Source organism: Marinobacterium sp. MBR-111 (assembly GCF_040547585.1).
In the GTDB taxonomy this organism is placed as follows: domain Bacteria; phylum Pseudomonadota; class Gammaproteobacteria; order Pseudomonadales; family Balneatricaceae; genus Marinobacterium; species Marinobacterium iners.
Map to the genome: position 1 here is coordinate 1 of NZ_JBEPQA010000024.1, position 20,097 is coordinate 20,097.

Below are 20,097 nucleotides of genomic sequence, written 5' to 3' on the forward strand. Positions count from 1 at the left end.
GCCGGCGGATTCCGGCAGAGTAATGGCCCACAGGCCTGAGTGGGAAAACTGTTGTACTTCGTCTGTCGGTAACCGGCGCTGCAGGTCGCGCTCGGATGCCTGTTTTGAAAATTGTGCAGCAAGCAGTCGTGCGCTTGCCAGGGCCTCATCATGAGAGGTGGGAATCTGTATGGTCATAGTGATCTGTCCAAAAAAAAACGGTGTTGACCCTGAACAAGTCGAACACCGGAAAAGACCCGCAACGAGAGAGCAGACAATCGGATTAGGCGTTGGGTTGGGCCGTCAGGCGCAGGTAGGGGCGTACAGCTTTGTAACCGCCCGGAAAGCGCTGACGAATCTCTTCTTCATCCTGCAGTGAAGGAACGATGACCACGTCATCCCCCTGTTTCCAGTTGCCCGGTGTGGCCACCTTGTGCTGGTCAGTCAGTTGTAGGGAGTCGATCACACGCAGGATTTCATCAAAATTGCGTCCGGTGCTGGCGGGGTAGGTAATGATCAGACGCACCTTTTTCTGCGGATCAATGACGAACAGCGAGCGTACGGTCAGAGTGTCATTGGCGTTGGGGTGGATCAGATCGTATAGATCCGATACCTTGCGATCCGCATCGGCAATGATCGGGAAATTGACCTCGGTATTCTGAGTGTCGTTAATATCCTCGATCCATTTCAGATGAGAGTCGACCGGGTCAACAGACAGGGCGATTGCCTTTACATTGCGCTTGCTGAACTCTTCCTTAAGCTTGGCGGTCAGCCCCAGCTCCGTGGTGCAGACCGGGGTAAAATCCGCCGGGTGGGAAAAGAGTACCGCCCAGGAGTCACCGATCCAGTCATGAAAGCGGATGGTGCCCTGACTGGAGGCCTGTTCAAAATCGGGCGCGATATCGCCCAGTTTGATACTCATAATGTCATCTCCTGAATTCGATGTTGTGACTCTATATTCAATGAAAATATCGCCATGGATAACCAAGAAAAAACGCTAAGCTTTTCAGTATCTTATTGGATATTCAGTACCCGCTTGGCATTTGTGTACAACACCTTCTCATTCACGGCGTCAGGCAAGCCGAAGGAGAGAAAATCCTCAATGCTCTGCCTGATGGGCCTGAAGGTATAGGACGATCCAAACAGCAGTTGATCCGACAAAAAGCTGTTGGCGGCCTCGATATAAAGCTGACTGCCCGGCTGGAACAGGTACATGTCGGGTACCAGATGGACATTCTCATATCGGAAGGCGATGCCGATCGCCTGAGCCACATTGGGCCAATAGCCGTGATAGGCGATCAGTGGCAGGCTCGGGAACGCCTGCGCCACCCGCGCCAGTCTGCTGGGATCATTGAAGCGCGGATCCGGTGTGGTGGGGCCGCTCATCAATGAGACCGGTACACCCAGGGCAGCACAGTGCTCGTAGATCGGGAAGTAGAGTGCATCATCCGGGTGGCGGGACGGTTCTGCAAAGCCCGGCTCCAGGTTGATGGCGCTCAGTCCCAACTCCCTGATTGCCCGATCAATCTCGGCAATGGCGCCATCCACTCCCTGCAGGGCCGGATCCACGGCGCCTATGCCGACCAGCTCCGAGTGCGGCGCAACAATCTGATGAATACGGTCGTTGGGCAGGTGCTGGCTCGGGGTGTGGCGACCGACTACGACCGCCTTGCTCAGTCCTGCCTCGCGCACTTCGGCCAGAAAACCTTCATCGGTCAGCGAACGGGTGAAATGCTGGTCATCGCCCCGGGTACCGACGCGACGGTTCAGCCAGCGTGCCGTTTCAAATGCGTCAGTGCCCGGCGTGGCACCAAAAAAGTCGTGCAGATAGGCCGGGCGACAGCGCATGTCGATCACGTTACCCTGGTGGCTCATGCGGCAGCCTCGTCACGGGCCTTGTCTTCTGCCGAACGCCCCTGAGCACCGTGGGTGGCGCGTACATCAAAGGCTCCGCCGGTAAAGACGCCGTCTGTAGTGGTTTTGGATTTACCTTCCAGCAGCGGGAACACCAGTTCGGCAAAACGGATCGACTCTTCCAGATGCGGATAGCCTGACAGCACGAAGGTATCCACGCCCAGATCCTGATACTCCTTCAGGCGTGCGGCAACGGTTTCAGGGTCGCCGACCAGCGCAGTACCGGCACCGCCTCGCACCAGGCCCACACCCGCCCAAAGATCGGGGCTGATCTCCAGCTTGTCGCGATCGCCGCCATGCAGCTCGGCCATGCGGCGCTGACCAACCGAATCCATGCGGGCAAAGTTTTCCTGTGCCTTCTGGATGGTTTCGTCATCCAGGTTTTCGATCAGTCGATTGGCAGCAGCCCAGGCTTCTTCACGGGTTTCGCGCACGATGACATGCAGACGTACACCAAACTTCACTTCGCGGCCATGTTTGGCTGCCTTTTGTTTAACATCGGCAATCTTTTCAGCTACTGCGGCAGGCGGCTCACCCCAGGTCAGGTAGGCATCAACATGCTTGCCGGCCAGTTCATGGGCGGCGTCTGAAGAACCGCCGAAATAGAGCGGAGGATAGGGCTTTTGTACCGGTGGGAAGAAGTTCTGAGCCCCTTTGATCTTGTGGAACTGGCCATCCAGGTCCACGGTTTCACCCTGCAGGACACGGCGCCAGACCGTGAGGAACTCATCCGCCGAGGCGTAGCGCTCGTCGTGGTCCAGATACACGCCTTCAGCGGCCAGTTCGGCGGCATCGCCACCGGGGACGACGTTCAACAGCAGACGACCGCCCAGGGCCTGATCCAGCGTGGCGGCCTGTCGTGCGGAAGCCGTCGGCCCCGAGATGGAGGTGCGCAGTGCCACCAGCAGTTTGATCTTGTGGGTAACCGGCACCAGTGATGAGGCCACAACCCAGGGGTCCAGGCAGCTGGCGCCGGTAGGAATCAGCAGGCCATCGTATCCCAGGTCTTCTGCGGTGGTGGCGATCTGTCGCAGGTAGGTGTTGGTTGCCGGTCGGCCGGTATTGGTGTTGCCGAGATAGCGGGTGTCGCCGGAAGTAGGTAAAAACCAGAATATTTCGAGGCTCATGATAAACAGGCTCCAGTCAGTGTTCGGATCGTGAGCACAAGCATGAAGCCCAAGGCGCAGTCGGCACAAATAATGGATTAAGCAATGCTTTCCATAAAACAAGATATCTGAAAAACCAATAAGAACCGCGTTTTTTCTTGGTTATCCAGGGCGGTTTAAATTGATAGTTTGCGTTCAAAGTTAACCGAAAGGGATACTGACTTAAATGCCGGTAAAAAAACAGATTTCAGTCAATGCATTTAATATGAACTGCATTGGGCATATTAACCATGGCCTCTGGACTCATCCGCGTGATCGCTCCACCGAGTTCAATACGCTGGGTTATTGGACCGATTTGGCCAGGACACTCGAAAAGGGGCTGTTTGACGCGATTTTTATTGCCGATATTACCGGCGTATATGATGTCTATCAGCAGGGTGTCGATCTTACGCTTAAGGAGAGCGTTCAGTTGCCGGTGAATGATCCGGCGATCATCATCTCGGCCATGGCCGCAGTCACCCAGCATCTGGGCTTTGGTGTAACGGCCAACCTGACCTACGAGCCGCCCTACCTGCTGGCTCGTCGATTCTCGACGCTTGATCATCTTACCGGTGGCCGTGTCGGCTGGAATATCGTCACGGGCTATCTGGAAAGCGCAGCCAAGGCGATCGGGCTGGACAATCAGGTACCCCATGACCGTCGATACGATCAGGCCGAAGAATATCTGCAGCTGATGTACAAGTTGTGGGAGGGCAGCTGGGAGCCGGGCAGTGTCGTCAAGGACAGGGAGCGGCGGATCTATGCCGATCCGAGCAAGGTTCACAAGATCCGGCATGCGGGTGAGTTCTACCGTTCAGAAGGCTACCACCTGTGTGAGCCATCGCCCCAGCGCACGCCGCTGCTGTTTCAGGCGGGGACGTCCGACAAGGGGATCGCATTTGCCGGGCGGCACGCGGAGTGCTCGTTCATCAGTGGTGGCACGCCTGACAAGACCCGCGAGCAGGTGAATCGTTTGCGCCAGGCGGCGGTTGATGCCGGTCGGCAGCCTGATGATATTCGCCTCTATGTCGGGGTGAACGTGGTGGTGGCGGCTACCGAGGCGGAAGCCAAAAGCAAGCACCAGGAGTACCTGCGCTATGCCTCACCGGAAGCGGGGCTGGCGCACTATTCCAGTACCACGGGTATTGATCTGGCGCGTTATGAGCTGGATGAGCCGATTGGTTATGCCGACACTCAGGCGATCGATTCAGTGACCCGCCGCTTCAAGGAGTCCCGCATTACGCGGCGTCAACTGCTGGAGCAGCATGCGCTGGGTGGGCGCTATCCCACGCTGGTGGGCGATCCTGTGCAGATTGCCGACGCGCTGGAGTCGCTGGTGGATGAGACCGGTATTGATGGCTTCAATCTGGCCCGCATCGTGACACCGGAAAGTTATGAAGATTTCGCCACCTATGTGGTGCCCGAGCTGCAAAACCGGGGGCGTTACAAAACACACTACGCCGAGGGCACGATCAGAGAAAAACTGTTTGCTGCAGAGCCCTGGCTGCCGGGCCGCCACCCCGGTGCCCGACTGCGCCACGCTCGCTAGATAACCCTGCCGATAATCCCTTTTGAAGAGAAATGATAATGAATATTGAGAAAAATCGCACCGCTGCTCCCGTATCACGTAGTCGTCTGCATCGTGCCATTCTGGCAGCCGGACTGGCGATCGTGATTGATCCTGTGGTGGCTCAGGCCGCTGATGTCAGTATCGGGGTGGTATCCAACGGTTTGATTGTGGACTCCGTCTATACTGCGGCCGATCTTGCCAAAAAACAGGGGCTGGATGTCAAGGTCGTCGAGTTTACTGACTGGGTATTGCCGAACACGGCGGTGGTCAACGGTGATATCGACATCAACTATTTTCAGCACGAGCCGTTTCTGAACGCCGCCGAAGCAGCGCGTGATTTTGATCTGGTGCCATTGGCCTATGGTGTTGAAGGGCTGATCGGAGTCTATTCGAAAAAAATCACGGCATTTGATCAGATCAAAACCGGTGATCGGATCGGGGTCGCTGATGATCCGGTCAATCAGGGGCGTGGGTTGCAGCTGCTGCAGCAGGCAGGCTTGATCAAGCTTCCCGATGGTATCGGCTTCAAGGCCAACGTGCATGACATACTGGAGAACCCTCACAAGCTTGAGTTCGTCGAATTGGGCGGGCCGCAGCTGCCCCGCGCGATCGATGACCTGACTGCAATCGTCAGTTACCCCCACTACATCAAGGCCTCCGGCGTGATGGATCCAGCGGCTGCGCTGCTGTTCGACCGGGATCAGACCCATGCCTTTGCACTGCGTTTTGTGGTGCATCCCGACAAGGTCGAGAATCCCTATGTGCGCCAGTTCATCCGCCTGTATCAGGATGCGCCTGAAGTCAAACAATCGCTGAAGGATGCCTTTGGCAATCCGACACTCTACAAGCTGGCCTGGGAAGATTTCCCGCCGCTGGAGGTGCCTGAATGAACCAGCGAGTAGGTTTTGAGTCCTTTACCGAAGCGGCTGAGCTGCTGGCTTTGACTGAAGCCCGTCAGCCGCGCGTGCAGACTGCGCCATCCAGGCAAAGTCCGTTACCGAATGTGCATGTTGAGGTTCGGGGAGTTGGCAAGGTCTATACCAGTGGTCGTCAGCGTGTGGAAGCGCTGCGCAATATTGACCTGAACATTCAGCGCGGCGAAATCTTCGGCATCATTGGCCGCAGCGGGGCGGGTAAATCCAGCCTGATTCGCACCCTTAACCGGCTTGAAGATGTAACCGAAGGACAGGTTTTGATTGATGGTACCGATATCGGTGTGCTGTCGCGTGATGCACTGGCTGAACAGCGCCGCCGAATCGGCATGATCTTTCAGCACTTCAATCTGCTCAACTCCAAAACCGTATTGCAAAATCTGGCGCTGCCGATGAAGGCAGCGGGGGAACGGGATGCGGGGGTTATTCTGAGCCGTGCGCGTAACCTGCTGCAACTGGTGGGGCTTGAGGACAAGGAAAATGTCTACCCCTCGCGGTTGTCGGGCGGGCAAAAGCAGCGTGTTGCCATTGCGCGGGCCTTGATGACCAAGCCGGAGATACTGTTGTGTGACGAAGCGACTTCTGCACTGGACCCGGAAACCACCCATGCGATTCTTGAACTGTTGGATGATATTCGCCAGAAACTGGGTATAACCGTGATTCTGATTACCCATGAGATGGCGGTGATCAGCGAAATCTGCGACCGGGTGGCCGTCATGCACGAGGGGGAGGTCGTCGAGCAGGGGGATGTGGCACAGGTGTTTCGGCAGCCACGGCATCAGGCCACCCGTGCCTTGCTGGCGCCTATCAAACGAATGATTCAGCGTGCGGAGGTGTTTGGTCATGAGCCAGCGTATGCTTGAAGCCCTGTGGCAAGCCTTCCTGGATACGGTCTGGATGGTGGGTGCTTCGGCGGTGATTGTCTGGTTTGCCGGCCTGGCGTTGGGGTTGTTTCTGGTCACCAGTGGCAAGGGCGGTATCTTTGCCGCCCCCAGGGCCAATGCCGTGCTGGGGGCATTGGTCAACGGCTTTCGCGCCACGCCGTTTATAATCCTGCTGGTGGCACTGATCCCGCTGACCCGCCTGTTGACCGGCACCACGATTGGCGTTTGGGCGGCCATCGTGCCGATCACCATCAGTGCCACGCCGTTCTTTGCCCGTATTGCAGAGGTGAGTCTGCGTGAAGTGGGGGCGGGCGTGGTCGAGGCGGCCCAGGCCATGGGGTGCAAGCGTCGTCACATCATTTTCAACGTGCTGTTGCCCGAGGCGATGCCCGGCATCATTGGCGGCTTCACCATCACACTGGTTGCCATGATCAACGCATCCGCCATGGCCGGCGCCATCGGTGCCGGTGGACTGGGAGATTTGGCCATTCGTTACGGCTACCAGCGTTACGACACCGCCGTGATGCTGGCCGTGATTGCGGTGTTGATTGTGCTTGTCTGTGTCATCCAGTTTATCGGTGACCGTTACGCACATTATTTGCGCTACCGTTGATCACATATCCGATCAGTTCCACTCCCGAGGCGGCCTGCTGGCCGCCTTTTTCATTCCAGAGTTAGCCGCTGTGGCGACTAATGTTGATGTCACCACACTGTTATTCCTCGTATCGAAAATCTATGCAGATATTCATGGTTTGGCCCGGGTCATGGTGCCGATACTCTGAGCATCTGTATGACAACTATCAGGAGCAAGCCCATGGAAATCTGTCGAATGCGATGTTGCACCCCATTGTCGTCCGGTCCGATTCAGTCTTGCACAAGGAATTACAACGATGCCACTGACCTATCTCGTCGAACACCTCAATCAGCGCCTGCAGGCGCTCCACCCTGACGCCATTCTGGCGGGCAATAGCCGTATTGAATACCGTGATCAGATCGTCACGGCCAACATCAACGGTTTGTCTGTTACACCCGTCCAGTCACTGGTATTCAAAGTTAAAAACCCGGCACTCATTGCCAAAGACAGCCGGTTGTTGATCCGCAACAAGTCCGGTAACACCCTTCCGCAGCAGCTACTCTATCTACAGGCCTGGAACAGTGCCGATATCATCTTTCTGGATCGATTGCTGCGAACGTTGCACTCACTACACCATGTCAATCAGGCAGCCGATGGTTTGCCGCAGGATCAACTGATTCTCGATGTTCACTCCCGCCATCTGACTTCGGTGCCGAGCGGGCACGGATTGGTATTTGAAGGCTTGCTGAAAAGCCTGGGCCTGTCTCCTGAGCAGATCATTCTGCGTCTGACCCCGCCGACAACTGCCGACCAGGATAGCTTTGGCCAAGCGATCGAAAACTTTCGTGCCAGAGGCTATCGGCTTCTGCTTGAGCTTGAGCGGCCTGACAGTGAATGGCTGCTGCATGCAGTGCGCCTTGGGATTGGTTACATCGCCCTGAATGGCACACGGGAACAGCAAAGCGATTTCAGCCATTTCGTGCGCTGGAATGATCAGGCTCGACGCCTGGGACTGCAGACATTGCTGACGGATGTAGCCGATTCGCAAACGTTGAATGCGGCCATTTCACAGGGCTACGAACTGGTTGAGGGACCTGTTCTGATGGCGCTTTCCAAGGGTGATCCGGTAGCGGCTCGCCGCGTGGGGCAGCTGCCTTTGCAGGCCCGTGACACTCCGCTTACGGACTGGATGCTCTGACTGCTTTTCTTATTTGGTAATAAGCAATCCATTTTTTAATATTTATATGGAATATGCTGGCGCTATAGACTCTCCAGCATAGAATTCCTGGGAGTAACACCATGTTTGTAATCTTCAGAAAGAAAGCCCGCATTGCTGCCGCGCTGGCGCTGGCCGCAACAATTCATTCAGCACCTTATGCTCTGGCTGAAAACACCACACTGCTGAACGTGTCCTACGATGTATCGCGTGAGCTGTACAAGGATATCAATCCGGCATTCACCCGTTATGCCAGGGAAAAAGGGTTGGATGTCACCATCAACCAGTCCCACGGCGGTTCCAGCAAGCAGGCGCTGGCGGTGGCCTCCGGTCTGGAGGCGGATGTCATTACCATGAACCAGTCGCCGGATATCGATATGCTGGCAGAGCGGGATATTGTGGCGGATGACTGGCGTGATCACTTTCCTCATCAGGCAACGCCCTATACCACGACCACCGTGTTTCTGGTGCGCAAGGGCAACCCGCACAACATTCAGGACTGGGATGATCTGACCCGTGAAGGGCTGCAGGTGATTGTGCCCAACCCGAAAACCTCGGGCAACGGACGCTATACCTACGTTGCGGCATGGGGCTATGCGCTGGACAAGAGCGGCAGTGAAGAGCAGGCCAAAGATTTTGTCACCAAGCTCTTTGCCAATGTGCCGGTACTGGATGGCGGCGGCCGTGGTGCAACCACGACCTTTACCCAGCGGGATGTGGGCGATGTTCTGGTTACCTTTGAGAACGAAGCCATTCTGATCGCCGGCGAGCTGGGCAAGGACAAGTTCGATATTGTCTACCCGTCCCTGTCGGTGGATGCGGCGGCTCCGGTGGCAGTGATTGAGCGCATCACCCAAAAGCGTGGTACCGATGCGCTGGCGCGTGAGTATCTCAACTTCCTCTACAGCCAGGAAGGGCAAACCATTATTGCCCAGCACTACTTCCGCCCGCGTGATAAGGATGTACTGGCACAGTACGCTGACCAGTACCCGGAGATCCGCACCTTTTCCGTTGAGACCTTTCTGGGTGGCTGGAGCAAGGTAAAGCAGCAGCATTTTGCTGATGGTGCCCTGTTCGATCAGATCATGGTGAACCGCTGATGTTACGCGCCAAATCATTCAGCGTGCTGCCGGGCTTCAATCTGGCGCTGGGCTACACGCTGCTGTACCTCTCGATCATCGTGTTGATTCCGCTGGCGGCGGTGTTTGTCAAAGCCAGTGAGTTCAGTCTGGCCGAGTTCTGGGCAGTGGTAACGGCAGACCGGGTGGTGGCGTCCTACAAGCTCTCATTCGGCGCATCTTTGCTTGCCGCCATCATTAACATGGTGTTTGGCTTGATGTTGGCCTGGGCGCTGGTGCGTTACACCTTTCCCGGCAAGAAAATCGTTGATGCGCTGGTGGATCTGCCGTTTGCACTGCCGACAGCGGTCGCGGGGATCGCGCTGACGGCGCTCTACGCCAAGAACGGCTGGCTGGGGCAGTTCATCGAGGGTGAGCTGGGGATCAAGGTGGCGTTTGCGCCATTGGGTGTCCTGATTGCGCTGGTCTTTATAGGCCTGCCCTTTGTGGTGCGCACGGTTCAACCGATTCTTGAGGATCTGGAAACCGAGCTGGAAGAGGCGGCAGCGAGTCTGGGGGCCAATCGCTGGCAAACCTTTCGCCATGTGGTATTGCCGATCCTGCTGCCTGCGTTGCTGACCGGCTTTGCACTGGCTTTTGCCCGAGCGGTAGGCGAATACGGTTCGGTCATCTTCATTGCGGGCAATATTCCGATGGTATCGGAGATCACGCCGCTGATGATCATCACCAAACTGGAACAGTATGACTACACCGGTGCAACCGCCATTGCTGTGGTGATGCTGATCTTCTCCTTCATCATGCTGCTGGCGATCAATGGCTTGCAGGCATGGACTGCCAGGCGCACCGGGAGGGACCGTTAATGAGCACTATTGCCGTATCGACTGTATCGACTGCCGGAGCGTCTCGGCAGACCAAGTTTGAAAGCAACCGTGCCACTCGTGAGCCTGTCTGGGTGAAGCGGCTGGTATTGGGGCTATCGCTCAGCTTCTTCGCCTGTTTTCTGTTGATGCCTTTGATCGCGGTGTTTGTGGAAGCCCTGCGCAAAGGGGTGGATGTCTACTGGCAGGCACTGATTGACCCGGATGCACTTTCGGCCATCAAGCTGACGTTTATTGCGGCGTTTATTTCCGTGCCACTGAATCTGATTTTTGGTGTATCAGCCGCTTGGGCGATCGCCAAGTTTGAATTCAGGGGCAAACAGTTGCTGATCACCTTTATTGACCTGCCGTTTTCAGTTTCGCCCGTGATCGTGGGCCTGATGTACGTGCTGGTATTTGGTGTCAACGGCTGGTTCGGCGGGCTGCTGCAGGCCTGGGATCTGAAGATCATCTTCGCCATCCCGGGGATTGTGCTGGCGACCGTGTTTGTCACCTTCCCCTTTGTAGCGCGTGAGCTGATTCCGCTGATGCAGGCGCAGGGCAAAGAGGAAGAGGAGGCCGCCATTGTACTCGGTGCCAACGGCTGGCAGACCTTCTGGTATGTGACCCTGCCCAACGTGAAGTGGGGACTGATTTACGGCGTGATTCTGTGTAATGCCCGTGCCATGGGTGAGTTCGGTGCGGTATCGGTGGTCTCCGGTCATATTCGTGGCCTGACCAACACCATGCCGCTGCACGTCGAGATTCTATACAACGAATACAATTTTGCTGCCGCATTTGCTGTGGCCTCCCTGCTGGCACTGCTGGCACTGGTTACGCTGGCGATTAAAACCTGGGTTGAACACCGTGCCCAGGTGGCAACAAGCGGTCATTGAGGATAAAGATCCATGAGCATTCAGGTCAGAGGCATTCATAAACAGTTCGGCGACTTTACCGCGCTGGACAACATCGATCTTGATTTCCCCAGTGGTGAGCTGGTCGCCCTGCTGGGGCCGTCCGGCTGTGGCAAAACAACCCTGTTGCGGATCATCGCCGGTCTGGAACAGTCCGATGCCGGACAGGTTCTGCTGGAGGGTGAAGATGCATCGGACACCCATGTGCGTGAACGCCAGGTTGGTTTTGTGTTTCAGCATTACGCTCTGTTCAAGCATATGACCGTGTTCGATAACGTCGCTTTTGGCATGCGGATGAAACCGCGCAAGCAGCGTCCCTCTGAAGCACAGATCCGCGATAAAGTGCACCAGTTGCTGAATCTGGTTCAGCTGGACTGGCTGGCAGATCGTTTTCCTTCCCAGCTGTCCGGTGGTCAGCGCCAACGTATTGCACTGGCACGAGCGCTGGCCGTGGAGCCACGGGTGCTGTTACTGGATGAGCCCTTCGGTGCGCTGGATGCCAAGGTGCGCAAGGAGTTGCGCCGCTGGCTGCGGCAACTGCACGATGAGCTGCATATCACCTCTATCTTCGTGACTCATGATCAGGAAGAAGCGCTGGAAGTGGCAGATAAAGTCGTACTGATGAACCAGGGACGGGTAGAACAGGTCGGTTCACCGGAAGAAGTCTATCGCCATCCGGCAACGCCTTTTGTGTACGGTTTTCTCGGTTCTGTGAACCTCTTCCATGGACGTGTGGAAGAAGATGGTCTGAGCGTGGGCGGCGAATCGGTGCCCCACAGTACGCCGGATTTTGGTCATGGCTCGGAAGTCTTTGCCTTTGCCCGGCCACATGAACTGGAGATCATCACCGATCCGGCGGTGAAAGAGGGGGTTTCCGCCCGTGTTAACCGCGTACTTTCCTTTGGACTCAGCTCTCGGGTTGAGCTGGATGGCGTTAATGGTGCAACGGGTCAGCACTTTGAAGTGGAAATCAGCAGTGAGCAGGTGTCTGCATTGAATCTGCAGCGCGGCCAACTGGTAAGACTGAAACCCTCTGCTCTCAGGTTATTTGAGCGCAATGATAACGGCCCGCGGGCCTGATGAGGTAAACGGATGAACTTTCAGCAACTGCGCATTGTTCGGGAAACGGTACGCCACAATTTCAATCTGACGGACGTATCCAACGCGCTGTTTACGTCCCAGTCCGGCGTATCCAAGCATATCAAGGATTTGGAAGAGGAGCTGGGCGTTGATCTTTATATCCGCAAGGGTAAGCGGCTTCTGGGTCTGACCGAGCCGGGCAAGGAACTGGTCAAGGCAGTCGAAAGAATCCTGCAGGAAACCGCTAACCTGAAATCCATCGCGGATAACTATACCTCACAAGGGGTAGGTGAACTGGCCATCGCCACGACCCATACTCAGGCTCGCTATTCTCTGCCATCCATCATTTCCGAGTTTCGCAAACTCTACCCGGGTGTACATCTGAAGCTCTATCAGTCCAGCCCGGAAGAAATTGTGCAACTGCTCAGGCGCGGTGAGGTCGATGTGGGGATTGCCACGGAGGGCCTTGAGGGTGTTGCCGAGTTTGCAGCCTTCCCGTTTTACAGCTGGCGCCATGCCGTAGTGGTTCCCAAGGGGCATCCTCTGGGCCAGACTCAATCACCTGGTCTTGCGCAAATCAGCCAGTATCCGATCATCACTTACCATGAGGGATTTACCGGTCGTTCAAAGATCGAAAAAGCCTTCAGTGAGGTTGGTATAGTGCCTGATATTGTCATGTCTGCACTGGATGCGGATGTGATCAAATCCTACGTGGAACTCGGGTTGGGGATTGGCATCATTGCACCGATGGCCTTTGATATGGATCGGGATGAGGCACTGGAAGTCGTCAATGCATCACATCTTTTTGAAGAGAATGTGACTCATCTTGCACTGAAGCGAGGACGGGTTTTGCGGGACTATGTTTTCCAGTTTATCCGGCTTTGCTGCCCTTCTTTGTGTAAAGATGACCTGAAAAGAATAGTAGAGCACTAACGGTTACTGATCTTTAACCTTTGGTAAAGGCATTTCTGACGGCAACAGGTTTGACAGCGCCAGGCAGATCATCTAGTTTGGATAACAAATTTGAGCGATCGCTCAAATATTGAATCCGTCTTAACTGATATGCAGGAGCATGTAATGAGCCAATTCAAAATTCATGATATCGAGTCGGCACCTGCCGACAGTCAGCCGCTGCTTGAAAATTCCATCAAGGGCTTCGGTGTGATTCCCAATCTGCACGGTGTGATGGCTGAATCACCGGCCACGCTTGAGGCGTACCAGTTGCTGCATAAGCTTTTCCAACAGTCTGATTTTGATGCGCAGGAGCTGACGGTTATTTGGCAAACCATTAATGTCGAAAATAACTGTCATTACTGTGTACCCGCGCATGCAGCCATTGCCAGCATGATGAAGGTTGACGATGCGCTGACCGATGCGCTGCGCAATGGCAAGCCGATGCCAACGGAAAAGCTGCAAGTGCTGCATGACACGACACTGGCATTGATGCGCAATCGCGGGGTGTTGTCGGAAGAGGATAAACAGCGTTTCTTCGCGGCAGGGTATGGTACTCGTCAGTTGCTGGAAATCGTGTTGGGGCTGGCGCAAAAGACAATGAGTAACTACATCAACCACTTGGCCGACACGCCCCTGGATGAGCGGTTTGCAGATTTTGCCTGAGGGTTCTGGGGTATAATGGCCTTTTTGACTGTCACGATGGAACTCCATGGCCAATACCATCAAATTCAAGCCGGATGAGGTTGTTCAGCGCGCCATGCTGCTGTTCTGGGAAAAGGGGTTCGCCGGTACATCGACCCGAGACCTGCAGCAGCAGGTACGCCTGAATCCGGGCAGCCTGTACAGTGCGTTTGGCAGTAAGGCCGGGCTTTACAGTCAGGCACTCGACTTCTATGCCGATGCTACAGAGTCCCGGTTGCTGGCTGCCCGTGAGCAGACGGGGTCCGTGACGGCTGCGTTTCGTGACTTTTTCTATCAGGGGCTGTGCGGTTCGAGTGAGCGGCAGGCCCCCATGTGCCTGCTGGTTCGCACACTGGTTGAGCTGGCCGATAGCCAGCCGGAACTTGCTGCGCAGGCCGAGCGTCTGCTGAAGCAGACCGAACGACTGTTCGCTCGCCTGCTGCAGGAGGCGGTGGTGGATCATGAGCTTGGGCCTGACACAGATGTTGATGCCCTGGCGAAAGAGCTGCAGATCAAGATGATGGGGCTGCGCAGCTATCGTGCCTGCGGTGGTGACCCTGCTGCGATCCGTGCGATGATCGACGCGTTATTCTGAACCACGCCCGGTTTCTTCGTCCTTCGTTTTGTCTCTGCCTTTTGCATAAACCCGCGTTATCTGGCGCAGGTCGTGCATCTGGTCATCAAAATTACTGCAGCCGGAACACATCATCGTGTGGAACCTGAGCGACATCCGCTCCCTGAGTGTTAACGGGCGCTCCATCTGCTGTGACATCAGTTCGGTCGCCTGTTTGCAGTTCATCATCATAGGGCCTCCTTCTGGAACCAGCGGTTCTCAAGGCATTCACGCAGCCTGAGACGAGCACGGTAAAGCGTCACATTGAGGCTGTTAACGCTGATCATCTCATTACTGCAAATTTCATCAGTTGTCAGCTCCAGAAATTCGCGCATCATGAACAGGCGTCCATACTTGTCCGGCATGCCGTTCAAGCAGGCATCAAACACCTGCCAGAAGTGGCTGTTTTCCATGTCGGCATCAGGCTGATTCCATTTTGCGGGCCGTTCATGTGGGTGCCAGAAACCTCTCTGGTTGAACAGTGTATCGTACAAAGCATCATCCGATGTCTCCTCACCGTCTTTCAGTTTGTCGGTACTGACATAGCGTTGATTCTTGCGCAGCAGGTCGCTGATCTTGTTCTTGAGAATGGCAAACACCCAGGTTTTCAGAGCTGAGCGGCGGTTGAAGGCGTGTGCGCTTTTCAGCGCCGCCAACAGGGCTTCCTGTACCGCATCCTCGGCAAGGCTCTGATCCTGCAGCTGCAGGGTGGCAAATTTGTTCATCTGCAGTCGCAGTTCGGTCAAAAAGACCGGGTCAGTCAGGCTCTGTTCAGTCGGTTCTGGCTGAGTCATGGGGTCATCCGGACAGGTTTTCGATCAGTGTGTTTACAGGGCTCAAGCTTTCGTCTTCAATTTTACCAAGTGGTCCACAGAGAGATTTCCTGCACCGTATACCATCAAATACAGCAACACCACTGCCCATACACCATGGGTCGCGTACGCGCCCGGATACACCATCAGCTGTATCACGGCGGTCATGATCAACAGTGACAGGGCCGAGAGACGAGTCGCAAAGCCCAGAAGTATCAGTATCGGAAACAGGTGCTCTGCCGTTGCGGCCATGACGGCGGCGATCTCCGGCGCAATCAGCGGGAGCTGATACTCTTCACGAAACAGAAATATCGTTGAACCTGCCAGTCGGGGCCAACCCAGACTGAATTCGCCACTGACGATATTGATAGCCAGGCCTTCTATTTTGGTCTGACCGGACTGCCAGAATACGGCGGCAATGGAAAAGCGGCCCAGCAATGCAATGAAAGAATGCGGAATGCACTCGAACAGTTTCAGCAGCCGGCTGTAAACATCAATCAGGCTATTCATACTCGGATTCCTTGCTGAATGAGAAAGAGACCAGGTCTGTAATTACCTGTTGCTGAATCAACAGCTGCAGTACAGCAACCGGGTCAAAGGGCTGAGCCGTTTCTGCGGCTTGCGCCAGCGGTGTCGCCTGATTCAAGTTACGGATGAACTCGGCCGCTCCGGCATCAATGATATGCAGCTCCACCTCCAATGCAGGCCGTGACAGCATGAGGATTTCGGGTTGATCAAGCCTGATCTGGCTTAAATCGGCGCCTGAACTGCTCTGGTGCGCATGCCAGAGTGAGGCAATGGCAAAATTTGAACTCAACACCTGAACTGCGGGTGCCAATTTGACCCCGGTATGTGTGAGTGCCTCCTCGTCTACAACCAGGCCTGCCAGTCTGTCGGCTGAGATGGGCTCACAGTTGGCGCTGTGACGACTTGTCTGGATGGCGTATTCAAGCTGTGCCATATCCGCCAGGTAGGGGACAGAGGCGGCGGGCGGAAAAGCCTCAATAAAATCGGCAAGGTGCTCACCGTAGAGCGCCATGATAGGAGTTGTCGGTGGGTTCAACGTAACAAACTCACGCCCCATGGCGCGGAAAAAGGCTTCGCCGACCAGTTGCTGCACCACCGGAAAGGTACCAGCCAGCACATCAATGAGCGAGGTCACGACATTATTGCGATACACCGCAAAACGCCGTTCGCAGCCTGTCTGGTTCCAGCTTGTCAGTCCTGAGGGCAACGCCGAGTCTGCATCCAGCAAGGCATCATGAAAGGATTCATGCATGACGGTGCGCTCCCTTTGCCTGATGACGGAGTAGAAGTTGCTCAGCCTGGGCTGCTTCTGCCCATAATGTGTGCAGAGAAGGGATGTTGCCATCGCGTTCCAGTAGCGTGGGGCGCGGGCCGGTAAGAGCCAGTGTATCGGCATACAGTGACCAGACCTGAGGCGCAACGTCTGCATCGTGGCTGTCAATCAACAAGGGGGCGCCATCGCTGTCACTGTCGATGGCAAAGCCAGCCAGATGGATTTCGCCGACTGCCTCAAGCGGCAATGCCCGGATGTAATCGAGAGCATTGCGGTTGTGATTGGTACAGGCAACATGCACGTTGTTCACATCCAAAAGCAGACCACAGCCGGTTTCACGAACCACTTCGGTGATGAATTCCGCTTCCGACATGTCCGACTGTTCGAACTCAAGATAGGTCGCCGGGTTTTCAAGCAGCATGCGCCGCCCGAGCCGGTTCTGAATGTGGTCAATCTGCTCACAGACGTGGCGCAGCGTTTTCTGGGTGTAGGGTACGGGCAACAGGTCATTCAGAAAGTGTCCCTGGTGCGTTGACCATGCAAGGTGTTCTGAAAAAAGTGCGGGCTGGTAACGGTCCAGCAAGTGTCTGAGACGACTCAGGTGCTGCTCATCGACAGGGGCGGCTGCACCAATCGAGAGGCCAACGCCGTGAATCGACAAGGGGTAGTGACTGCAAATGCGCTCAAGGTAGAAATGGAAGGGACCGCCGTCGACCATGTAGTTCTCGGCATGGACTTCGAAAAAGCCGATGTCCGGCAAGGTTTCGAGAATCATGTCGAAATGTTCGGGCTTGAGCCCGATGCCTGCTCGACAGGGCATATGTCTGCCCATTGCCGAGGCAGGGTTTGCATGGTTCAGGTCTGACACGGCGGCCTCCTCAGGTTGGCTGTCGATCAACCACGTTTTTCGGTAAAGGCCTGAAGCTGACCAAAACCGGTAGGAGATGTTTTGGACTCAATCTGCTCGCAGGTACCTTTTGGCACCAGGGACCAGGCGTTGCCTTGATAATCAATTTTAGAGGTGCCTGCACAAGATGTACCGGGGCCGGCCTTGCAGTCGTTCTGACCTTTAAGGGCAACGCCGTAACATTTTTCCTGCTCGGCTTCAGCAGCTTGGGCTGTACCGGGAACAGCCGCGACAGACAGTGCAGCGCCGAGTGCCATTGCCAGGGATGCTTTTGAAAGGGTCTTGTTCATGGTTATATCCTCATGGGTTGTTGTCATTAAAACGCGTATTCACTTATTGGTCGGCTTACATTCGGTTTTCTTACACCAAGCATTTTAAAAATGTGCCACGGTGTTTATTTCCGTGGCACATTGAACGTATCAGCATTGCTGTACGTTACCGGTGCTTGTTGAAGACGGGTATTTCCACCAGTTCCAGCTGATATGGCCGGTTTCTGCATTATTGTTGGCCAGTGCCTGCAGTGCCGCAGCAGATAGTTCAGGCTGCTGATGCGTATGGTCGTGACGCCACCAATCCCAGGCGATGGGGCCGGTTTCGGCATTCTGTGCAACGACACGATTATCATTGCACAGCTCCTCGTTGGGTGTTGGATGACTGTTGACCCACCAGTTCCAGCCGATATGTCCAACCTCGGCTGAGTTTTGCAGGTAAATCGGTGACTGACTGGTTTCAGCCATTGCAATACCTGCACCACTGCTTAGAACAGCGCTGACAACTGATGCAGTGAACATTTTTTTGATTAAGGTATTCATGTCGATCACCTCTTTGTTCGGAACTCCGTCCGCTGGGTTTATTTCCATCGTCCCTTGCGTTCACTGATTAGTCATGCCGAGCCCGCTAATCCTTACAGCTTTTTTGCATCGTTTTGAGCATTCTCTTGATGTAATAAAACCTGCTCTGTGTCAGTCAAATAGCTTGACGCTGGTGTCATGATTATTGAGCATGTGCTCAAATATATCCAGCGCAGACTGTTACTCAGGAGATACAGATGCAGATCAGAAGTCGGTTGGCAATTAGCTACGCAGTGCTGCTGCTGTTTATTGTTGCGACATTAGCAATTGCGGTTGTTCGCTTTGATCAGGTGTCAGGCGAGTTCAGCGAGTTGGTCAATCACGATGCTGCCACGGCACAGCAAGCCAGCGTGATTAATCTGAATGCTGAAAGTGTGGCCAGTCGCCTGTTGCTGCTGTTCATTTTGGAGGACAGAGAGCAGCGAATAGCGCTTTACAGAGAAATGGACAGCCGTAATCAGGAAATGGATCAGGCCGCTGAACGTCTACAGGCGCTGATTCCTGATCAAACAGAGGTGCTTTCCCAATTGGAGCAGCTAAGGACGGTTTACCAAAATCACCTGCAAGCCACCGTCGAAACCCTCGAAATGGGGCAGCGTGCCGAAGCGCGCGCCATGATGGCGCAGGAAACCCGTGCGGCACTCGATCAGCTGCTTGCGTTTACCGAAAGGCTGGCGGCACAACAGCGCGCCAGCATGCAGACGCGCCAGCAGCAAACACTCGTGATGGCGGAACGGTCTGTATACACGATGGTATTGATCGGAATCGGTGCACTGGTTCTGGGTGCCTTGATGTCAGTCCTGATTACACGCAGTATTCTCAGACCTTTGAATGCGGCTGTACTGGCTGCTGACCAGATTGCTGCCGGGGATTTGAATGCTCAGGTGCCGGAGGGCAAATCGGATGAGTTGGGAACTCTGTTACTGAGCATGGCGAAAATGCGTGAGCATCTTATGAGCGTGATTGGCAGGATTCGTCAAAATGCTGCTTCAGTCAGCCATGCGGCGGATCAGATGCGCCATGTTGCGGGAGATGTTCGAGCGGATACCGATGGACAGAGCCAGCAGACTGCTGAAATTGAGCGTTCTGTCGTCCAGTCCTGCAAAGGTGCTGAAGCGATGGTCGATGATTTGCACATCACGCGTGATCAGGCGCTCAAGGCTCGTGACCTGGCACAACAGGGAGTACAAGAGATCGGAGTGGCTGCAGCTGAAATTACGCGTATTGCTGATATTGTGGCGGAATCTGCCAAGTCTGTTACGCGACTGACTCAAAGTGCTGAAGAAGTGACGGGTTCTGTTGGCTTGATCCGTGAAATTGCTGACCAGACTAACCTGTTGGCGCTCAATGCATCAATTGAGGCGGCGCGGGCCGGTGACAGTGGAAGAGGCTTTGCCGTTGTTGCAGACGAAGTGAGGAATCTGGCGCGCAGAACGGCTGAGGTGACTGCTCAGATTGATTCTGTTATCGCAACTATTAGTCATCAGACTGAGGAATCGGCGGTCAGGATCGCTGAAGGTCAAACGGGCATGGAGCGTGGTGCTGAGCTCATACAGCAACTTGTTGCACCACTGGAAACCTTACAGGTCGATGCTCAGCGATCACTGGATAGTCTAGAAAATCTGACATCTCTGGCACAGCAACAGGCTGAAGAAAGTCAGGCGATTAGTGGTAGAGTGAGTCAAATAGCTGAAATGGCCAGCACCAGTCGTGATTCAGCGGAGCAGCTGGCTGAGCTAACAGATCAATTGCTGCAAACAGCCAAAGGTACGGAGTCGGCTGTCGGCTCCTTCAAATTGGACTGAGCCCACAGGACCACGTGCCCATCGGGAGAA

General features: G+C 55.1%; 23 protein-coding genes. 13 read left to right on the forward strand and 10 right to left on the reverse strand.

From position 1 onward, the window contains the following. Positions 1–262: 262 nt before the first annotated feature. The 3 genes from ABIE61_RS14760 to ssuD form a co-directional block, all read right to left on the reverse strand. The gene (locus ABIE61_RS14760; protein ID WP_354410817.1) at positions 263–901 is read right to left on the reverse strand and encodes a peroxiredoxin; all 639 of its coding nucleotides are present in this window, start codon (positions 899–901) and stop codon (positions 263–265) included. A 92-nt stretch (positions 902–993) separates the two neighbouring features. Further along, entirely contained in the window at positions 994–1,854 is an 861-nt protein-coding gene (locus tag ABIE61_RS14765) for an amidohydrolase family protein (RefSeq protein ID WP_354410819.1), read from the reverse strand. Then, the gene (gene ssuD, locus ABIE61_RS14770; RefSeq protein WP_354410822.1) at positions 1,851–3,020 is read right to left on the reverse strand and encodes an FMNH2-dependent alkanesulfonate monooxygenase; all 1,170 of its coding nucleotides are present in this window, start codon (positions 3,018–3,020) and stop codon (positions 1,851–1,853) included. Before ssuD ends, ABIE61_RS14765 begins: the two co-directional genes overlap by 4 nt. Before the next feature lie 205 nt (positions 3,021–3,225). Between ssuD and ABIE61_RS14775 the strand changes: the two genes are divergently transcribed. From ABIE61_RS14775 to ABIE61_RS14830, 12 genes are all read left to right on the forward strand, one after another. Next, positions 3,226–4,587, forward strand: a complete 1,362-nt coding sequence (locus ABIE61_RS14775; RefSeq protein WP_354410824.1) for an LLM class flavin-dependent oxidoreductase — start codon at positions 3,226–3,228, stop codon at positions 4,585–4,587. Between the two features lie 38 nt (positions 4,588–4,625). Continuing rightward, the gene (locus tag ABIE61_RS14780) at positions 4,626–5,498 is read left to right on the forward strand and encodes a MetQ/NlpA family ABC transporter substrate-binding protein (protein WP_354410827.1); all 873 of its coding nucleotides are present in this window, start codon (positions 4,626–4,628) and stop codon (positions 5,496–5,498) included. Continuing rightward, positions 5,495–6,403: a methionine ABC transporter ATP-binding protein gene (locus tag ABIE61_RS14785; RefSeq protein ID WP_354410830.1), complete on the forward strand. Its 909-nt coding sequence runs from the start codon at positions 5,495–5,497 to the stop codon at positions 6,401–6,403. Before ABIE61_RS14780 ends, ABIE61_RS14785 begins: the two co-directional genes overlap by 4 nt. Further along, complete coding sequence (locus ABIE61_RS14790) at positions 6,384–7,037, forward strand: methionine ABC transporter permease (protein WP_354410831.1); 654 nt, start codon at positions 6,384–6,386, stop codon at positions 7,035–7,037. The genes ABIE61_RS14785 and ABIE61_RS14790 overlap by 20 nt, the downstream gene beginning before the upstream one ends. 277 nt (positions 7,038–7,314) lie before the next feature. Beyond that, the gene (locus ABIE61_RS14795) at positions 7,315–8,196 is read left to right on the forward strand and encodes a hypothetical protein (RefSeq protein ID WP_354410833.1); all 882 of its coding nucleotides are present in this window, start codon (positions 7,315–7,317) and stop codon (positions 8,194–8,196) included. Between the two features lie 101 nt (positions 8,197–8,297). After that, positions 8,298–9,314 (forward strand): sulfate ABC transporter substrate-binding protein, encoded by a 1,017-nt coding sequence (locus tag ABIE61_RS14800; protein ID WP_354410835.1) that lies wholly within the window; start codon positions 8,298–8,300, stop codon positions 9,312–9,314. After that, entirely contained in the window at positions 9,314–10,153 is an 840-nt protein-coding gene (cysT, locus tag ABIE61_RS14805; RefSeq protein WP_354410837.1) for a sulfate ABC transporter permease subunit CysT, read from the forward strand. Before ABIE61_RS14800 ends, cysT begins: the two co-directional genes overlap by 1 nt. Then, positions 10,153–11,046, forward strand: a complete 894-nt coding sequence (gene cysW / locus ABIE61_RS14810; protein ID WP_354410839.1) for a sulfate ABC transporter permease subunit CysW — start codon at positions 10,153–10,155, stop codon at positions 11,044–11,046. The genes cysT and cysW overlap by 1 nt, the downstream gene beginning before the upstream one ends. Positions 11,047–11,058: 12 nt before the next feature. Beyond that, on the forward strand, positions 11,059–12,144 hold the full coding sequence (locus ABIE61_RS14815) for a sulfate/molybdate ABC transporter ATP-binding protein (protein WP_354410842.1): 1,086 nt from the start codon (positions 11,059–11,061) through the stop codon (positions 12,142–12,144). A gap of 12 nt (positions 12,145–12,156) precedes the next feature. Further along, on the forward strand, positions 12,157–13,077 hold the full coding sequence (locus tag ABIE61_RS14820) for a CysB family HTH-type transcriptional regulator (RefSeq protein ID WP_354410844.1): 921 nt from the start codon (positions 12,157–12,159) through the stop codon (positions 13,075–13,077). A 144-nt stretch (positions 13,078–13,221) separates the two neighbouring features. Continuing rightward, positions 13,222–13,761, forward strand: coding sequence for a carboxymuconolactone decarboxylase family protein (locus tag ABIE61_RS14825; RefSeq protein WP_354410847.1), 540 nt, complete (start codon positions 13,222–13,224; stop codon positions 13,759–13,761). Between the two features lie 46 nt (positions 13,762–13,807). Next, on the forward strand, positions 13,808–14,374 hold the full coding sequence (locus ABIE61_RS14830; RefSeq protein ID WP_354410849.1) for a TetR/AcrR family transcriptional regulator: 567 nt from the start codon (positions 13,808–13,810) through the stop codon (positions 14,372–14,374). On the opposite strand, the gene ABIE61_RS14835 is transcribed toward ABIE61_RS14830, so the two are convergent. The 7 genes from ABIE61_RS14835 to ABIE61_RS14865 all read right to left on the reverse strand — a co-directional run bounded on the left by ABIE61_RS14835 (position 14,366) and on the right by ABIE61_RS14865 (position 18,223). Beyond that, positions 14,366–14,581, reverse strand: a complete 216-nt coding sequence (locus ABIE61_RS14835) for a zf-HC2 domain-containing protein (RefSeq protein ID WP_354410852.1) — start codon at positions 14,579–14,581, stop codon at positions 14,366–14,368. The two genes, ABIE61_RS14830 and ABIE61_RS14835, sit on opposite strands and share 9 nt — an antisense overlap. Continuing rightward, a complete protein-coding gene (locus ABIE61_RS14840; RefSeq protein ID WP_354410854.1) occupies positions 14,581–15,186 on the reverse strand; it encodes an RNA polymerase factor sigma-70 in 606 nt (201 codons plus the stop codon). Before ABIE61_RS14840 ends, ABIE61_RS14835 begins: the two co-directional genes overlap by 1 nt. Before the next feature lie 42 nt (positions 15,187–15,228). Further along, positions 15,229–15,714 (reverse strand): DoxX family protein, encoded by a 486-nt coding sequence (locus ABIE61_RS14845; RefSeq protein WP_354410856.1) that lies wholly within the window; start codon positions 15,712–15,714, stop codon positions 15,229–15,231. Continuing rightward, positions 15,707–16,483: an HvfC/BufC family peptide modification chaperone gene (locus tag ABIE61_RS14850; protein WP_354410859.1), complete on the reverse strand. Its 777-nt coding sequence runs from the start codon at positions 16,481–16,483 to the stop codon at positions 15,707–15,709. Before ABIE61_RS14850 ends, ABIE61_RS14845 begins: the two co-directional genes overlap by 8 nt. Continuing rightward, positions 16,476–17,372: an MNIO family bufferin maturase gene (bufB, locus tag ABIE61_RS14855; protein WP_354410862.1), complete on the reverse strand. Its 897-nt coding sequence runs from the start codon at positions 17,370–17,372 to the stop codon at positions 16,476–16,478. Before bufB ends, ABIE61_RS14850 begins: the two co-directional genes overlap by 8 nt. Before the next feature lie 26 nt (positions 17,373–17,398). Further along, on the reverse strand, positions 17,399–17,701 hold the full coding sequence (locus ABIE61_RS14860) for a BufA1 family periplasmic bufferin-type metallophore (protein WP_354410865.1): 303 nt from the start codon (positions 17,699–17,701) through the stop codon (positions 17,399–17,401). Positions 17,702–17,830: 129 nt separating this feature from the next. Next, positions 17,831–18,223: a hypothetical protein gene (locus tag ABIE61_RS14865; protein ID WP_354410867.1), complete on the reverse strand. Its 393-nt coding sequence runs from the start codon at positions 18,221–18,223 to the stop codon at positions 17,831–17,833. 236 nt (positions 18,224–18,459) lie between these two features. On the opposite strand from ABIE61_RS14865, the gene ABIE61_RS14870 reads away from it, so the two are divergent. Continuing rightward, complete coding sequence (locus ABIE61_RS14870) at positions 18,460–20,067, forward strand: methyl-accepting chemotaxis protein (RefSeq protein WP_354410870.1); 1,608 nt, start codon at positions 18,460–18,462, stop codon at positions 20,065–20,067. Positions 20,068–20,097: the final 30 nt, after the last annotated feature.

Excerpts from the sequence above, each read along its gene's own strand:
- ABIE61_RS14870 (WP_354410870.1), top strand. The coding sequence starts at position 18,460 with ATGCAGATCAGAAGTCGGTTGGCAATTAGCTACGCAGTGCTGCTGCTG.
- ABIE61_RS14860 (WP_354410865.1), bottom strand. The coding sequence starts at position 17,701 with ATGAACAAGACCCTTTCAAAAGCATCCCTGGCAATGGCACTCGGCGCT.
- ABIE61_RS14795 (WP_354410833.1), top strand. The coding sequence starts at position 7,315 with ATGCCACTGACCTATCTCGTCGAACACCTCAATCAGCGCCTGCAGGCG.
- ABIE61_RS14835 (WP_354410852.1), bottom strand. The coding sequence starts at position 14,581 with ATGATGAACTGCAAACAGGCGACCGAACTGATGTCACAGCAGATGGAG.
- ABIE61_RS14800 (WP_354410835.1), top strand. The coding sequence starts at position 8,298 with ATGTTTGTAATCTTCAGAAAGAAAGCCCGCATTGCTGCCGCGCTGGCG.
- ABIE61_RS14780 (WP_354410827.1), top strand. The coding sequence starts at position 4,626 with ATGAATATTGAGAAAAATCGCACCGCTGCTCCCGTATCACGTAGTCGT.
- cysT (WP_354410837.1), top strand. The coding sequence starts at position 9,314 with ATGTTACGCGCCAAATCATTCAGCGTGCTGCCGGGCTTCAATCTGGCG.
- ABIE61_RS14760 (WP_354410817.1), bottom strand. The coding sequence starts at position 901 with ATGAGTATCAAACTGGGCGATATCGCGCCCGATTTTGAACAGGCCTCC.
- cysW (WP_354410839.1), top strand. The coding sequence starts at position 10,153 with ATGAGCACTATTGCCGTATCGACTGTATCGACTGCCGGAGCGTCTCGG.
- ABIE61_RS14865 (WP_354410867.1), bottom strand. The coding sequence starts at position 18,223 with ATGAATACCTTAATCAAAAAAATGTTCACTGCATCAGTTGTCAGCGCT.
- ABIE61_RS14830 (WP_354410849.1), top strand. The coding sequence starts at position 13,808 with ATGGCCAATACCATCAAATTCAAGCCGGATGAGGTTGTTCAGCGCGCC.
- ABIE61_RS14765 (WP_354410819.1), bottom strand. The coding sequence starts at position 1,854 with ATGAGCCACCAGGGTAACGTGATCGACATGCGCTGTCGCCCGGCCTAT.
- ABIE61_RS14775 (WP_354410824.1), top strand. The coding sequence starts at position 3,226 with ATGCCGGTAAAAAAACAGATTTCAGTCAATGCATTTAATATGAACTGC.
- ABIE61_RS14790 (WP_354410831.1), top strand. The coding sequence starts at position 6,384 with ATGAGCCAGCGTATGCTTGAAGCCCTGTGGCAAGCCTTCCTGGATACG.
- ssuD (WP_354410822.1), bottom strand. The coding sequence starts at position 3,020 with ATGAGCCTCGAAATATTCTGGTTTTTACCTACTTCCGGCGACACCCGC.
- ABIE61_RS14850 (WP_354410859.1), bottom strand. The coding sequence starts at position 16,483 with ATGCATGAATCCTTTCATGATGCCTTGCTGGATGCAGACTCGGCGTTG.
- ABIE61_RS14840 (WP_354410854.1), bottom strand. The coding sequence starts at position 15,186 with ATGACTCAGCCAGAACCGACTGAACAGAGCCTGACTGACCCGGTCTTT.
- ABIE61_RS14845 (WP_354410856.1), bottom strand. The coding sequence starts at position 15,714 with ATGAATAGCCTGATTGATGTTTACAGCCGGCTGCTGAAACTGTTCGAG.
- ABIE61_RS14825 (WP_354410847.1), top strand. The coding sequence starts at position 13,222 with ATGAGCCAATTCAAAATTCATGATATCGAGTCGGCACCTGCCGACAGT.
- ABIE61_RS14815 (WP_354410842.1), top strand. The coding sequence starts at position 11,059 with ATGAGCATTCAGGTCAGAGGCATTCATAAACAGTTCGGCGACTTTACC.
- ABIE61_RS14785 (WP_354410830.1), top strand. The coding sequence starts at position 5,495 with ATGAACCAGCGAGTAGGTTTTGAGTCCTTTACCGAAGCGGCTGAGCTG.
- ABIE61_RS14820 (WP_354410844.1), top strand. The coding sequence starts at position 12,157 with ATGAACTTTCAGCAACTGCGCATTGTTCGGGAAACGGTACGCCACAAT.